The sequence below is a fragment of the Sphingomonas sp. LR59 genome, assembly GCF_036855945.1.
In the GTDB taxonomy this organism is placed as follows: Bacteria; Pseudomonadota; Alphaproteobacteria; order Sphingomonadales; family Sphingomonadaceae; genus Sphingomonas.
Genome location: NZ_JASPFL010000001.1, coordinates 3,287,807 through 3,301,377 on the forward strand (window position 1 = coordinate 3,287,807; position 13,571 = coordinate 3,301,377).

Here is a 13,571-nt window from a genome sequence, read left to right on the forward strand (position 1 = left end):
CCTCCTATCTTCCGCCCGTCAGGCCAATAAGGAGCCCCCATGCCTAGCCTTTTCGATCCGATTACCCTTGGTGCCGTCGAAGCGCCGAACCGCATCATCATGGCGCCGCTCACCCGCGGGCGTGCCGACAGGGATGCGGTGCCGACCGACATCATGGTCGAGTATTACACGCAGCGTGCGAGCGCCGGCCTGATCATCTCGGAAGCCACCGGCATCAGTCGCGAAGGTCTTGGCTGGCCGTTCGCGCCGGGTCTGTGGACCGATGCGCAGGTCGCCGCCTGGAAGCCCGTCACCGACTCGGTCCATGCCGCTGGTGGCCGGATCGTCGCACAGCTGTGGCACATGGGTCGCCAGGGCCATTCGTCGGTGTACGAGACGCAGCCCGTGTCGTCGTCGGCAACCGCGACCGAAGGCCAGGCGCATACGTTCGAGGGCAAGAAGGACTTCGAGGTCGCGCGTCCGCTCGAGACCAACGAGATCCCGCGCCTGCTGGCCGACTACGAGCTGGCGACCAGGAACGCACTCGCGGCCGGCTTTGACGGCGTGCAGATTCACGCGGCGAACGGCTATCTGATCGACCAGTTCCTGCGCGACAACGCCAACTTCCGCACCGACGAGTACGGCGGCTCGATCGAGAACCGCGTCCGCCTGCTCCGCGAAGTCGCCGAGCGCGTGATCTCGGTCGCAGGAGCTGACCGCACCAGCGTCCGCCTGTCGCCGAACGGTGATTCTGCAGGGTGTCGACGACAGCAACCCCGAGCCGCTGTTCACCGCCGCCGCCAAGGCGCTATCCGACCTCGGCATCGCGTTCCTCGAACTGCGCGAGCCCGGCCCCGACGGCACGTTCGGCAAGACCGATGTGCCAAAGCTCAGCCCGGCGATCCGGAAAGTGTTCAAGGGCGTGCTGATCGTGAACTCGGATTACGATACGCTGGAAAAGGCGCAGGCTGAGCTCGACACGGGTGATGCCGATGCGATCAGCTTCGGTCGTCCGTTCATCGCGAACCCCGACTTGCCCGAGCGTTTGCGCACCGGCGCGCCGCTCGCAAAGGACGATGCGAAGACGTGGTACAGCCAGGGCCCCGAGGGCTATATCGACTACCCTGCGCTGGAAACTGCGAACGCGTAACCCGTCCGCTCCAAGTCGCGGCCTTGCTTGGCCGCCTTGCTCCGCCAACTTACTAAGGCACCTTACTCCGACAGCCTTCCCAAAACCGTCACCCCAGCGAAAGCTGGGGTATCCCTCGTGGTTCGCGACGTTCGCCCCACGGCGAGATCCCAGCTTTCGCTGGGATGACGGGGGTGACGGCGAGGGGGCGGATGGTCGGGTGACGACGTGGAGCCCCTAGTCACCGGTGCTGCCCTCGCCTAGCAGCGCGCCTCCGCGTCGTACGGCGCACCGGTGACGACAGGATATGCAATGACCAACGGCTGGCCGAGCGGCGGCAGGGGAACGGGCCCGCTCATGCCCGGCACCGCCGACCGGGTCGCAAAGCGGGCGGAGGAGCGCGCCAACGGCCGCGAGCAGCGCGCGAAGGAGCGGCTGGCCGCGTCCGAACAGCGATCCGAATCGCGAGCCGCCCAGCGTGACCTCCAGTCCCAGGAGCGCGAACGCGCCCGCGAAAGCCGGCGGATCGAGGAGGATCAGCGGATCAAAGCGCGGCTCGATGCGCCGCCGACCAACGACGTCGAGGCGCTGAAGATCTCCAAACGCCGCCGTTCGGGCGCGCTCGCGCGTAGTGGCGCGGAGTCAAAGACCGACCGCGACACGCGCAGCTACAAGACGATCGTAGATACTGCCAGAATCCGCACGCTCGCCGATCGAGGCGCGTCCTTGTCGGGGCTCGCTGGCGCGTTCGGCATCACGGTCGAAGAGGTCGAGGCGGCGTTGCTCGAGACCGCACCGCAGGACTGAAAGCCCGTCAGGCGGCGTGGCCGTCGCCCGCAAGCCACGCCTTCGCCTCGTCGATATCGAGGAAGGTCCGGCAGTTCTCGGCCTTGAGATAGCGTTCGGTCTGGAGCTTGGCGAGATGCGAGGCGACCACCGCCGCGATCGGCGCGGACGTCACCTTGAGCGCCTTGGGCATCATCGCCTCCAGCGCATCGACCACCTTCAACGGCTGGATCGCCGCCTTGCGCAGGTCGGCGAGCACGACGAACCGGCCGTGATACAGGCGAGCAGCGGTGCCCCGCGCGAGCAGCTCGGCGGAGAATGCCGCAGTCGTCGCTAGCGACCAGAACCCTTCGGTAACAATGGTGAGCGTCTTGGTCGGAACGTCGAAGGTAATCGTGTACATACTGATCTTCGTTAAGCGCCGCATCTTAACGATATGCTGTCGTGCGGTTCAATCGGTGCCCGGCAGGTCGACGTGGAGCCGGCGAAAGCGTGCCTCGATCAGGCTGTACGCGCCGAACAGCGCCAGACCGATCCCGGTCAGCATGAGCAGCCACTTGCCGCCCGGTTGCGATTGTAGTCGTTCCAAAGCCTCCGCCACGCCGCCTGCGTCGCTGGCATGCGCGGTCCAGGCGGCGAGGCCAAACAGCCCTGCGACGATCAGGAACACGAGCGCGCGCGCGCCGTAGCCGATCCTTCCCATCGTGCAGACATAGCCGGGGGCGGGGGCATCGCCGCGCAAGTCGTGGATGAAGTCGCCGCGCCACGCCTTCTGCGCCTGCTGGAATGCGGCGACGAGGATCCCGATCGCGACCGCGCCGACCAGGATACGGCCGGCGGGCTGGTCGAGCAGCAACGCGGTCCAGTCGCGTGCGCTCTCGTCGCCAGGCGAGACGGCAATCTTGCCCTTGCCCAGATCGAGTGCGAGCCGGGTCGCAGTCCAGGCGAGTATCAAGTGCGCGATGCCGCTGACAACATGGCCGATCCGCCTGAGACTTCCCTTGGCATCGCGGGTGATCTGCTCCGGGTTCGCTGCGGCTTCGGTCAACCGCCAGATCGCGTAGCCGAGCAGCCCCGCCGCGACGATCGCCAGCAGTACGGGGCCGAGCGGCCCGCCCGCCATCGATCCGATCGCACCCTGGTTGTCGGCGATCTCGCCACCGTGCAGCGCCGCATCGATCGCGAACCATCCGACGAGGATATAGACCACCCCGCGCGCGGCAAAGCCGAGCTTGGCGAGCAGCGTCGCATTCGCATCCGAAATCATGATCGCCCCTTTGTTACGGGGGCATAACGGCGCGGGGGTCGCGACGTTCCTGCGGTGGGGCGGCGGAGAGTGCGGCGTCGGCCGCTATCCTAGGATTTGTCTCCCCGCGAGGGCGGGGATCCAGATTGGGCTCCCGCCTTCGCGGGAGAACAAGGAAGGGCATCGTGCCGCACGACGCCACTCAAACGATCCTCCCCCTGGCGGGGGAGGATCGCAGACGCGGCGTTCGCGAAGAGAATTACGAGGGACAACGCTGAGTACCACGCTCATCCTTAGTCAGGGGAAGGGTGACGTTGAGGTTATTCCGGAGGTTTGTCGGGTGCGGGGCTTTCTAGCTTTGCATCATCCAGCGTCCTGTCCATCCGAGCCTTCACAGCCGCTTCCGCTGCCTTCTCCGCGGTCGTCCGTCCAAACACCCGCCGGTTCTGGTTCGCGCGCACCGCGGCATCGGCCCGAGCCCGCTGCTTCCGTGCAAGCCGCAGGTTGATCACCTCACCCACGCATGTCTCACGCGAGGAAGCGGTCCTTCAGCGCCAGCATCGCCAGCGCCGCGTTTGCGGCACCGCCGCCCTTGTCGCCCTCGGTCGGACGTGCGCGCGTTAGCGCTTGAGCCTCGTTCTCGGTGGTCAGGATGCCGTTGCCGATCGCCAGGCCGTCCATCGTAAGCTGCATGATCCCGCGTGCGCTCTCGCCCGCGACGATCTCGAAATGATAGGTCTCGCCGCGGATCACGACGCCCAGCGCGACATACGCGTCGAACGTCTCGCTCTCGGCCGCCAGCGCGATCGCGCCGGGGACTTCGAGCGCGCCGGGCACCGTGATCGTCTCGTGCGTGTGGCCGGCGGCTTCGATCGCGGCCTTCGCGCCCTCGATCAGCAGGTCGTTGAGGTGATCGTAGAACCGGGCTTCGACGATGAGGAGATGCGCCATCAGTTGCTCTTTTCGGTGTTCAGGGACGCGATCGGGCGCTCGCCGACGATCGACAGGCCGTAGCCGTCGAGGCCGACCAGCGTGTGGTGCGTGTTGGTGATCAGCACCATGTCGTGGACGCCGAGTTCGGTCAGGATCATCGCGCCGACGCCGTAGTCGCGCAGCTCCTCCATGTCCGGGGTGATCTCCGCGCCGGCCTTCTTCATCACCGCCGAGGTGAAGGTGTTGCTGCGCGGACGGTTGATCACGACGATCACGCCGGCGCCTTCGTCGGCAATCATCTGCATTGAGCGCGCGAGGATACGGCCACGATCGCCCGATTCGCCGAAGATGTCCGCGAAGGGCGACAGCGCGTGCATGCGGACGAGCGTCGGCTTGGCCGGGTCGATCTTGCCCTTGACCAGCGCGACCTGCTCGGTGCCGGTCGCCTTGTTCCAGAACGTCAGCGCGCTCCAGTCGCCACCCCATTCGGAGGTGAACTTGGCCTCGGCACGCTTCTCGACGAGGTGATCGTGGCGGCGGCGATAGGCGATCAGGTCGCGGATCGTGCCGATCTTGACGTTGTGGAACTGCGCGAAGGTGACGAGGTCGTCCATCCGCGCCATCGTGCCGTCCTCGTTCATGATCTCGCAGATCACCCCGAGGGGTTGAGCCCGGCGAGCCGCGCGACGTCGACCGCCGCCTCGGTATGGCCGGCGCGGATCAGCACGCCGCCGTCGCGCGCCACCAGCGGGAAGACGTGGCCGGGGGTGACGATGTCCGGCTTGCCCTTGGTCGCATCGACCGCCACCGCGATAGTGCGCGCACGATCGGCGGCCGAGATGCCGGTGGTAACGCCTTCGAGCGCCTCGATCGAAACGGTGAACGCGGTCTCGTGCCGGGTGCCGTTGTTGCGGCTCATCAGTTCGAGCCCGAGTTCCTCGGTGCGGTCGCGGGTCAGCGCGAGGCAGATCAGGCCACGGCCATATTTGGCCATGAAGTTGATCTTCTCCGGCGTCGCCATCTGCGCGGGGATGACGAGGTCGCCCTCGTTCTCGCGATCCTCGTCGTCGACCAGGATGAACATCCTGCCATTGCGCGCCTCGTCGATGATCTCTTCGGGGCTCGACAGATAGCCGTGCTTCAGACGGGCAAGCTCAGCGGGCAGAGGCACGGTAATGCTCCATTCTTTGGAGGTAGCGGGCGAGGACGTCGATCTCGATGTTGACCGACTGTTCCACGTGGATCGTCCCGAGCGTGGTGACGCTCCAGGTATGCGGGATGATGTTGAGGCCGAACTCGACCTCTCCATCGATGTCCTGAACGGTGTTCACGGTGAGCGAGACGCCGTCGACGGTGACCGAACCCTTGGGCGCGATGAACGGCGCGATGTCGGCGCCGGCACGGATCGTGACGCGGTGCGAGCCGCCTTCCTCACTGACCGCGACGACGGTGCCGAGGCCGTCGACATGCCCCGTGACGATGTGACCGCCGAGTTCGTCGCCGAGCTTCATCGCGCGTTCGAGGTTGAACTTCCGGCCTTCGGTCCACTGGTCCTCGGCGGTGCGGCTGATCGTCTCGCCGGAGACGTCGACCGCGAACCAGCTGGGGCCTTTATCGACGACAGTCAGGCAGACGCCCGAGCAGGAGATCGACGCGCCGAGATCGACGGTGGCGGTATCATAGGCGGTCGCGACGACGACGCGCGTATCGCCTGGTGACTCCACGCGCGTAACGGTGCCTATATCGGTGACGATTCCGGTGAACATTATGCCTCGTTTCGTTCGCGCTCGTAGACCTCGAGCCTGTCCATGCCAAGTTGCCGCGCATCGACGACCGCCCAGCGACCATGCGCTTCGGTCAGGTCGGTGAGGCCGATGTCGCGGAGTGCGTGTTTGCCGCCGCCGATCAGGATCGGTGCACGGTAGAGGAGGATACGGTCGACCAAGTCCGTGGACAGGAACGCCGACGCTACGGCCGCGCCGCCTTCGACGAGGATGTGGTCGGTATTGGGGAGGGTGGCGATGTCGGAAGGGGAGGGGATGACGGTCCAATTTGCGTGGCCATCTGCTCCAACTCCTCGCTCCACGATCATTCCGTCTGCAATCGTTATTTTGTCACCCGCCCCAATTCCGTCACCCCAGCGAAAGCTGGGGTCTCCCCGTGAGGCTCCGTCGTGGCCGGCAACGGGGATATTCCAGCTTTCGCTGGAATGACGGGGGAAGGGGAGGGGGAAACGGTAAGCTTGGTCGACAGGAGTACGCGCTTCGGCGCGCGCTCTTCCAAGCCCGGCAATCGCACGTCGAGTCGCGGTGCGTCGGCCTCGTACGTGCCGCGCCCGACGAGAATCGCTTCGTGCCGACTCCGTTCGATATGGGCGTGCGCCCGCGCCTCCGGGCCGGTGATCCAGCGACTCGATCCGTCCGCCATCGCGATACAGCCGTCGAGCGAGGTGGCCAGCTTCAAGGTGACATGGGGGCGGCCAAGCGCCTGCCGCGTCAGGAAGCCGGCCATCGAACGGCGGGCCTCGTCCGAGCGAATGCCGCGCGTGACGATGATGCCTGCTGCCCGAAGCCGCGCGAACCCCCGGCCGGCCGTTCGAGCGTCGGGATCCTCAAGCGCTGCGACGACTCGCGCCACGCCAGCCTCGATCAGCAAGTCGCTGCAGGCCGGCCCGCGTGACGATCGATGCGCGCAGGGCTCGAGCGTGACGTAGGCGGTGGCGCCTCGCGCTTTCGCACCAGCCTCAGCCAGCGCCATCGCCTCGGCATGCGGACGCCCGCCCGCCTGCGTCCAGCCGCGCCCGACGACGCGACCGTCGCGCACGATCACGCAGCCGACATTGGGATTGGGCGCCGTCCTGCCGCGACCGCGCTCGGCGAGCGCCAACGCGGCGCCTATCCAGCGCGAGTCGGTCAGATCCCCATCGCCTTCAGCTTGTCGTCGAGTCGCTTGAACGAGGCGCGCTGCGCATCCTCGCGGGCCTTCTGCTCGGCGAGCGCCTTGGCCTTGATCGGCGCGTCGATCTTTTGCTGCGCGACGATCTGCGCGTCGGTGCGATCCGCGGGCCATTGCTCGACATAGATGATCTTCGGGCGATATTCCTTCTCGACGTACGAATCCTTCATGAACGCGTAGATCAGGAAGCTGGTGACGCCGAGCGCGGCCACGAGAAAGATGAGTTCGTACGGCCGGCGCTGGCTGAGGAAAAGCCGCAGGTCGCGATAGGCGACGATCGGCGTGAAGCGACTGAAAAAGCCCATGCGCGCCAAGATAGGGGGACGGAGCCGGCTAGGCCAGCCCCGCACCTCTCAAGCTTTAGTTCTGAAGCACGAAGGTCAGCGCCATCGATCGCCACGCCTCTACCGGGACGCCGTCGCGCGTCGCCGGCTTGAACCGCCACTTCGCCAGCGCCCGCTCCAGCGTCGCGCGGTAGAAGGTGTCGGTCGTCGCGCTGACCCGCTCGACCTGTTTCACCCGGCCGTCGGTGCCGACGAGCACGCGGACGACGACGCGACCCTCGCGTTCGGCGCGGCGTTCCTCGGATGGATAGCTCGGCTGGAAATCGGCGGCGTAGCGTGGGTCGATGCCCGGCTGGACGAACACGGGGGCAGGCTTTGGCGGATCGACCGTGACGGTGCCTGTTCCGGTGCCTTCGATGCCGATCGGCAGCGTGTAGGGGAGCGGATCGGGGGCGACCGTGAAGCCGTCGGTTTGCGGTATCTGCACTATTGTGATCGGCGCATCAGGACGTGGGGCGGGACGCGGTTGCTGGCGGATCAGCGGGTCGGCGGGCGGCACCGGTTCGGGTGGCGGCGGCGGAGTGTACGGCACATAGGTTATGAGCGGTTTGTCGGGCACGAACGGCAGCACGTTAGGCGCCGCGAAGAACAAGGCTCCGATCACCGCGCAGTTGATAGCCAGCGCGACGCCGAGGCTCCCGGGATTGAATCCGCCCGTCCGGTTTGGTCGATCCGCGTACATGGTCCGTCTCCCCTGTTTCTCCTTGAGGATGGCGGCGAGATAGGTACCGCCGTTTGGGATGGTACATCATTACATTTCAGAGGCAAGGGGGTTGGGGGGGCGAGGCGGGTGCTTTCGAATCGGCGTCTGATCGGCGCCAGTGACGTCCGCGACACGACGGACACGACGGACACGACGGACAGGTCTGACGTGCGGGTTCGGCCAGTTGGGCAGCACCTATCGTCGATACATCCACCACCCCGGCGGAGGCCGGGGCCCAGTTGGGGGACGTTGCTAACTGAAGCCGGCGCTTCGTTACTGCGACCTTTCCAACTGGGCCCCGGCCTTCGCCGGGGTGGTGCTTGGGAAGGGGTGGGGCTTCCCTATCGCGACGAGGGATGATCCGATTCGCTCGGATCGACCGCCGGCCCGCCCTTCTTGTTCTCCCGCGAAGGCGGGAGCCCAGACTGGACTCCCGCCTTCGCGGGAGAACATGCTTTTACGGGTCGAACTTTGTCGGTGACCGCGAGATCACCGCGCTGCGAGTCGCTCCAAAGCCCGCTCGCGCCCGATCAACGGCAGCAAGGCCGCCATGTCCGGCCCATGATCGCGCCCGGTCAGCGCACGGCGCAACGGCAGGAACAGCGCCTTGCCCTTCCGCTCGGTCTCCGCCTTCAGCCGCGCAGTCAGCGCGTGCCAAGGGTCGCTCGACCAATCGATCTCCCCCGCCGCTGTCAGCGCCTGATCGAGATACTCGGCCTCCACGTCGCCCTCGACCACGATCGGTCCCTCGATCACCCTCCACCAATCCGCCGCATCCGCCAGCGTCACGAGGTTCGGCCGCACCGCCTCCCAGGCCGCCACATTCATCCCCTCGGGCAACCGCTCAGCCACCGCTTCGAACGGCAGCGCGTGTAAAATCCGCGCGTTCAGCGCCGACAATTCCGCCTCGTCGAACCGCGCTGGCGCGCGCCCGAACCGCGCAAAGTCGAAGCCCGCGATCAGCGGCGCGGCGTCGGCGATCGGCTCGACCGGGTCGCTCGTCCCGATCCGCGCCAGCAGCGCGCGCACCGCCTGCGGTTCGATCCCGACCTCGCGGAAATGATCGACGCCGAGCGAGCCAAGCCGCTTCGACAGCTTGCCCTCCGCACCTGTCAGCAACGCCTCATGCGCAAACCGTGGGGGCCTGACACCGAGCGCGGCGAACATCTGCAATTGGAGCGCGGTGTTCGACACGTGATCCTCGCCGCGCACGACGTGCGTCACGCCCATCTCGGCATCGTCGATCGCCGAGGGCAGCATATACAGCCAGGACCCATCCGCGCGCCGGATGACCGGATCGCTCATCGTCTTCGCCTCGAAATGCGCCACGCCGCGGATCAAATCGTCCCACGCGATCGCCGAGTCGTGATCGAGCTTGAACCGCCAGTGCGGTTTCACGCCGTCCGCCTCCAGCTTAGCGCGGGCCTCCTCGGTCAACGCCAACGCTGCGCGATCGTAGATCGGCGGCAACCCGCGCCCGGCCTGGATTTTCCGCTTCAGGTCGAGCTCCTGCGTCGTCTCGTACGCCGGATACACATGCCCGCTCGCGACCAGGTCCGCGAACCGCGCCTCGTACAACGCGAACCGTGCAGACTGCCGCTCCTCCGCATGGGGCGTCATCCCGAGCCAGTCGAGATCGGCGCGGATCGCATCGACGAAACGCTCTTCGCTGCGTTCCGGATCGGTATCGTCGATCCTGAGCACGAACTTGCCGCCATTGGCCCGCGCGAACATCCAGTTGTGGAGCGCGGTGCGGATGTTGCCGACATGCAGGCGGCCGGTGGGCGAGGGGGCGAAACGAGTGATCACGGTCATCCCGCCGCTGTACGGAGCGGCGCGGCGACGGGCAAACCCTTCCACCAACGGAAAGCTGCGCCTAAGGGGTGCGGAATATCGAGCGGGAAATAGCTTCATGAAACTGATGACCGGCAATTCGAACCTGCCGCTGGCGCAGGAAATCTCCGCCTATCTCGAGATTCCGCTGACCGACGTCAGCGTGCGGCGGTTCGCGGACGAGGAGGTGTTCGTCGAGATCAACGAGAATGTCCGCGGCGAGGACGTGTTCGTGATCCAGTCCACCGGCTATCCCGCCAACGACAACCTCATGGAATTGCTGATCATGATCGACGCGCTCAAGCGTGCGTCGGCGCGGCGAATTACCGCGGTTATCCCGTACATGGGGTACGCGAGGCAGGACCGGAAGCCGGGTCCGCGCACGCCGATCTCGGCCAAGCTGGTTGCCAACCTGATCACCGTCGCCGGTGCCAACCGCGTCCTGTCGGTCGACCTGCATGCCGGCCAGATCCAGGGGTTCTTCGATATCCCGACCGACAATCTCTACGCGGCGCCGGTGATGTCGGCGGACATCCTCGCGCGGTTCAAGGGCAAGAATCTGATGGTCGTGTCGCCCGACGTCGGCGGCGTGGTGCGTGCGCGTGTGCTCGCCAAGCGGCTCGACAACGCGCCGCTCGCGATCGTCGACAAGCGCCGCGAGCGCGCGGGCGAGTCGGAGGTGATGAACATCATCGGCGAGGTCGAGGGGCGCTTCTGCATCCTGATCGACGATATCGTCGATTCGGCGGGGACGCTGTGCAACGCGGCGGCGGCGCTAAAGGAAGCGGGTGCCGAGGACGTGGTCGCTTATGTCACGCACGGCGTGCTGTCGGGCGGTGCGGTGGCGCGAGTCGAAGGCTCGGAGCTGCGCGAATTGGTAATCACCGACTCGATCGGCAACCACGACGTCATCAAGGGCGCGCATGGCAAAATCCGCCATCTCCAGATCGCGCCGCTGCTCGGCGAGGCGATCAAGCGGATCGCGGACGAGACGAGCGTGTCGAGTTTGTTCGACTGAAGACGGACGCAGGCGCGGCAATGTCCGCGCCGGTGCTCGATAGCGAGCAGCGTCCGGATCGGCCGGCGGTTCGGGAACACCGAACCGACCGACGACGGCTTTGCCGACGTCCCTAGCTGTTTTCCTGCGGACGCGGAATTCAGGGTAACCAAAGCCGGGGCGGAGTAATCCTGGGCTCCTGCGTTCGCAGGAGAACAAGCTAGCGTCCTATCGCTGGCTCAGCGCAACGATGTGATCGAACACCGCAGGGTGCAGCGGCTTGGCGAATGCGCAGCCATATTTGAACTTGTCACGCCACGCGACCACCGCCTCCAGCGCCGCCAGACCCGGCAGGGTCAGCCACACCACGGTCCCCGGCCACAACGTAAAGCTAGTCTCCGCGCGAAATCCCGAAAGCGACAGGTCGGTCACCTCGATTTCGAATCGCGTCTGGCCCCGATCGCGCAGGTGCGCGCGCATCTTGACGGCCTTGCGTAGCGCCTGGCGGAGTTCCTCGCCCTTCGGTTCGGCGGGAGGGATGGGGACGGGCTGTGTCATGTCCGGGACACTGCTCCCCAAGTGGTTACTATTCTCCAAACGCCCTACGATTCGGCAGCTTGGGATGCAGCCGCCCGTGACCGGGCCGGCGCGCGAATCCCCGCACGCGATCGCCGCTTGAGTTCGGCCTTCAGATCCTCGGGCTTGGGTGCAACCAGAAAGCCGAAGCTGACATTGCCCTCCTTCGTCTCGACGACGTGGTGGAGCCGGTGCGCCTGGACGATCCGCTTCATGTATTTCGACTTGGGCAGATACCGGGTCGGAATGCGCTGGTGCACGATCACGTCATGGAACCCGAAATAGATCGCGCCATAGGCCGCGATTCCCGCGCCGATCCACGCGAACCCCGGCCACCAGCCGAGCTGCACGCCGCCGAGCAGCAGCACGAACGACGGCACCGCGAAGATCGCCGCGTAGAGGTCGTTCAATTCCCAATTGCCATGGCGCGCACGGTGGTGGCTTTCATGCAGGAACCAGCCGAAGCCATGCATCACCCAGCGGTGCGCGGCATAGGCGAACGCCTCCATGCCGATCACGGTCCGAGGAACAGCAGGATGCCGAGCCAGATCGCCATGCCCTGCATATAGGGGCGGTAAGGCGCGACGGCGAAAGGCGAATTGTCCCAAGAAAACCAGATCAACTCAGCCCGATACGCGTCTATTGAGAACGAGACGCAAGTGCATATGCCTTAAGGGTGGATTTGCTGGCCGCCCTGTGCTTTACGCCCAACCAATTCCCGAGTTTCCTAAAAATTGCGTGGAGCCTTCCCGATGAACATCCATGAATACCAGGCCAAGGAACTGCTGGCCAAGTTCGGCGTCCCCGTGCCTGCCGGTTTCGCGGCACTGACCGTCGAGGAGGCCGTCGAGGCCTCGAAGAAGCTTCCCGGACCGCTCTATGTCGTCAAGGCGCAGATCCACGCCGGCGGCCGCGGCAAGGGCAAGTTCGTCGAATTGGGCCCAGATGCCAAGGGCGGCGTCCGCCTCGCCAAGACCGAGGACGAGGTTCGCGCGGCCGCGACCGACATGCTCGGCAACACGCTCGTCACGATCCAGACGGGTGACGCGGGCAAGCAGGTCAACCGCCTGTACGTCACCGACGGCGTCGACATCGACAAGGAATTCTACCTCGCGCTGACGCTCAACCGCACCACCGGCCGGGTGATGATGGTCGTCTCGACCGAAGGTGGCATGGACATCGAGGCGGTCGCGCACGACACGCCCGAGAAGATCCAGTCGATCGACATCGACCAGGCGACCGGCTTCATGCCGCATCACGGCCGTGCCGTCGCTGCCGCGCTGAAGCTGACCGGCGATCTCGCCAAGCAGGCCGCGAACACCGCGTCGAAGCTGTATGATGCGTTCATGGGCACCGATGCCGAGCAGATCGAGATCAACCCGCTCGCAGTCACCAACGACGGCAAGCTGATGGTGCTCGACGCGAAGGTCGCGTTCGACGGCAACGCGCTGTTCCGCCACAAGGACCTGCTCGAACTGCGCGACGAGACCGAGGAAGATCCCGCCGAGCTCGAGGCGTCGAAGTACGACCTCGCCTACATCAAGCTCGATGGCGACATCGGCTGCATGGTCAACGGCGCCGGCCTCGCGATGGCGACGATGGACATCATCAAGCTCAACGGCATGTTCCCGGCCAACTTCCTCGACGTCGGCGGCGGCGCCAACAAGGAGAAGGTGACGGCGGCGTTCAAGATCATCCTCGCGGATCCGAACGTGAAGGGCATCCTCGTCAACATCTTCGGCGGCATCATGAAGTGCGACATCATCGCCGACGGCATCGTCGCCGCGGCGAAGGAAGTGAACCTCTCGGTGCCGCTCGTCGTCCGTCTCGAAGGCACGAATGTCGAGAAGGGCAAGGAGATCCTCGCGAACTCCGGCCTCGCGATCGTCCCGGCAAACGACCTTGGCGATGCCGCGAAGAAGATCGTCGCAGAGGTGCAGAAGGTCGCGGCTTAACCGCTGTCGACGACGCATACTGATTCTGCGAAAAGAGGGGCTCGGACGGAAACGTCCGGGCCCTTTTTCGTTGATGTCGCACACTGTTCGGCAGGTGGTCCGATCGGCATCTCGCCGTGACGCTACGGCATAGCG

Annotated in this window: 13 protein-coding genes and 4 pseudogenes; 4 read left to right on the plus strand and 13 right to left on the minus strand. The window is 65.8% G+C overall.

Translation table 11 applies throughout. The features are described 5' to 3' along the window. The first annotated feature begins 39 nt into the window (after window positions 1-39). Both QP164_RS15370 and QP164_RS15375 read left to right on the plus strand, forming a co-directional pair. Window positions 40-1,129, plus strand: a pseudogene (locus QP164_RS15370) (alkene reductase). A gap of 291 nt (window positions 1,130-1,420) precedes the next feature. After that, entirely contained in the window at window positions 1,421-1,915 is a 495-nt protein-coding gene (locus QP164_RS15375; RefSeq protein WP_333923702.1) for a hypothetical protein, read from the plus strand. 7 nt (window positions 1,916-1,922) lie between these two features. Here QP164_RS15375 and QP164_RS15380 read toward each other — a convergent pair whose 3' ends face one another. The 11 genes and pseudogenes from QP164_RS15380 to gltX all read right to left on the minus strand — a co-directional run bounded on the left by QP164_RS15380 (window position 1,923) and on the right by gltX (window position 9,890). Further along, entirely contained in the window at window positions 1,923-2,297 is a 375-nt protein-coding gene (locus tag QP164_RS15380) for a hypothetical protein (RefSeq protein WP_333923703.1), read from the minus strand. Between the two features lie 48 nt (window positions 2,298-2,345). Next, window positions 2,346-3,161 (minus strand): DUF1206 domain-containing protein, encoded by an 816-nt coding sequence (locus QP164_RS15385; RefSeq protein ID WP_333923704.1) that lies wholly within the window; start codon window positions 3,159-3,161, stop codon window positions 2,346-2,348. A gap of 299 nt (window positions 3,162-3,460) precedes the next feature. Continuing rightward, complete coding sequence (locus QP164_RS15390) at window positions 3,461-3,661, minus strand: DUF4169 family protein (RefSeq protein ID WP_333923705.1); 201 nt, start codon at window positions 3,659-3,661, stop codon at window positions 3,461-3,463. 7 nt (window positions 3,662-3,668) lie between these two features. After that, a complete protein-coding gene (gene ribH, locus QP164_RS15395) occupies window positions 3,669-4,091 on the minus strand; it encodes a 6,7-dimethyl-8-ribityllumazine synthase (protein ID WP_333923706.1) in 423 nt (140 codons plus the stop codon). Further along, window positions 4,091-5,244 (minus strand): annotated as a pseudogene (gene ribB, locus QP164_RS15400) (3,4-dihydroxy-2-butanone-4-phosphate synthase). Before ribB ends, ribH begins: the two are co-directional and overlap by 1 nt. After that, complete coding sequence (locus QP164_RS15405) at window positions 5,228-5,839, minus strand: riboflavin synthase (RefSeq protein ID WP_277984307.1); 612 nt, start codon at window positions 5,837-5,839, stop codon at window positions 5,228-5,230. The pseudogene ribB and the gene QP164_RS15405 overlap by 17 nt, the downstream one beginning before the upstream one ends. Continuing rightward, window positions 5,839-6,120 (minus strand): annotated as a pseudogene (locus QP164_RS15410) (dihydrofolate reductase family protein); the annotation flags it as partial. The pseudogene QP164_RS15410 and the gene QP164_RS15405, both read right to left, overlap by 1 nt. Before the next feature lie 59 nt (window positions 6,121-6,179). Beyond that, window positions 6,180-6,959, minus strand: a complete 780-nt coding sequence (gene ribD, locus QP164_RS15415; RefSeq protein WP_443027451.1) for a bifunctional diaminohydroxyphosphoribosylaminopyrimidine deaminase/5-amino-6-(5-phosphoribosylamino)uracil reductase RibD — start codon at window positions 6,957-6,959, stop codon at window positions 6,180-6,182. Window positions 6,960-6,985: 26 nt separating this feature from the next. After that, window positions 6,986-7,333, minus strand: coding sequence for a hypothetical protein (locus tag QP164_RS15420; RefSeq protein ID WP_132735029.1), 348 nt, complete (start codon window positions 7,331-7,333; stop codon window positions 6,986-6,988). Between the two features lie 55 nt (window positions 7,334-7,388). Then, window positions 7,389-8,054 (minus strand): energy transducer TonB family protein, encoded by a 666-nt coding sequence (locus QP164_RS15425; RefSeq protein WP_132897385.1) that lies wholly within the window; start codon window positions 8,052-8,054, stop codon window positions 7,389-7,391. A 510-nt stretch (window positions 8,055-8,564) separates the two neighbouring features. Next, the gene (gene gltX, locus QP164_RS15430; RefSeq protein WP_333923707.1) at window positions 8,565-9,890 is read right to left on the minus strand and encodes a glutamate--tRNA ligase; all 1,326 of its coding nucleotides are present in this window, start codon (window positions 9,888-9,890) and stop codon (window positions 8,565-8,567) included. A gap of 97 nt (window positions 9,891-9,987) precedes the next feature. Between gltX and QP164_RS15435 the strand changes: the two genes are divergently transcribed. Next, entirely contained in the window at window positions 9,988-10,926 is a 939-nt protein-coding gene (locus QP164_RS15435; protein ID WP_132735034.1) for a ribose-phosphate pyrophosphokinase, read from the plus strand. 207 nt (window positions 10,927-11,133) lie between these two features. On the opposite strand, the gene QP164_RS15440 is transcribed toward QP164_RS15435, so the two are convergent. After that, complete coding sequence (locus QP164_RS15440; protein WP_055874768.1) at window positions 11,134-11,463, minus strand: PilZ domain-containing protein; 330 nt, start codon at window positions 11,461-11,463, stop codon at window positions 11,134-11,136. A gap of 44 nt (window positions 11,464-11,507) precedes the next feature. Then, window positions 11,508-12,037, minus strand: a pseudogene (locus QP164_RS15445) (sterol desaturase family protein). A 196-nt stretch (window positions 12,038-12,233) separates the two neighbouring features. On the opposite strand from QP164_RS15445, the gene sucC reads away from it, so the two are divergent. Then, window positions 12,234-13,436 carry an ADP-forming succinate--CoA ligase subunit beta gene (sucC, locus tag QP164_RS15450; RefSeq protein WP_056053980.1) on the plus strand — a complete coding sequence of 401 codons (1,203 nt, stop codon included), beginning with the start codon at window positions 12,234-12,236 and terminating at the stop codon, window positions 13,434-13,436. Window positions 13,437-13,571: the final 135 nt, after the last annotated feature.

Coding starts and splice junctions, on each gene's coding strand:
- QP164_RS15375 (WP_333923702.1), top strand. CDS start 1,421: ATGACCAACGGCTGGCCGAGCGGCGGCAGGGGAACGGGCCCGCTCATG.
- QP164_RS15380 (WP_333923703.1), bottom strand. CDS start 2,297: ATGTACACGATTACCTTCGACGTTCCGACCAAGACGCTCACCATTGTT.
- QP164_RS15385 (WP_333923704.1), bottom strand. CDS start 3,161: ATGATTTCGGATGCGAATGCGACGCTGCTCGCCAAGCTCGGCTTTGCC.
- ribH (WP_333923706.1), bottom strand. CDS start 4,091: ATGGCGCATCTCCTCATCGTCGAAGCCCGGTTCTACGATCACCTCAAC.
- QP164_RS15405 (WP_277984307.1), bottom strand. CDS start 5,839: ATGTTCACCGGAATCGTCACCGATATAGGCACCGTTACGCGCGTGGAG.
- QP164_RS15420 (WP_132735029.1), bottom strand. CDS start 7,333: ATGGGCTTTTTCAGTCGCTTCACGCCGATCGTCGCCTATCGCGACCTG.
- QP164_RS15425 (WP_132897385.1), bottom strand. CDS start 8,054: ATGTACGCGGATCGACCAAACCGGACGGGCGGATTCAATCCCGGGAGC.
- gltX (WP_333923707.1), bottom strand. CDS start 9,890: ATGACCGTGATCACTCGTTTCGCCCCCTCGCCCACCGGCCGCCTGCAT.
- QP164_RS15435 (WP_132735034.1), top strand. CDS start 9,988: ATGAAACTGATGACCGGCAATTCGAACCTGCCGCTGGCGCAGGAAATC.
- QP164_RS15440 (WP_055874768.1), bottom strand. CDS start 11,463: ATGACACAGCCCGTCCCCATCCCTCCCGCCGAACCGAAGGGCGAGGAA.
- sucC (WP_056053980.1), top strand. CDS start 12,234: ATGAACATCCATGAATACCAGGCCAAGGAACTGCTGGCCAAGTTCGGC.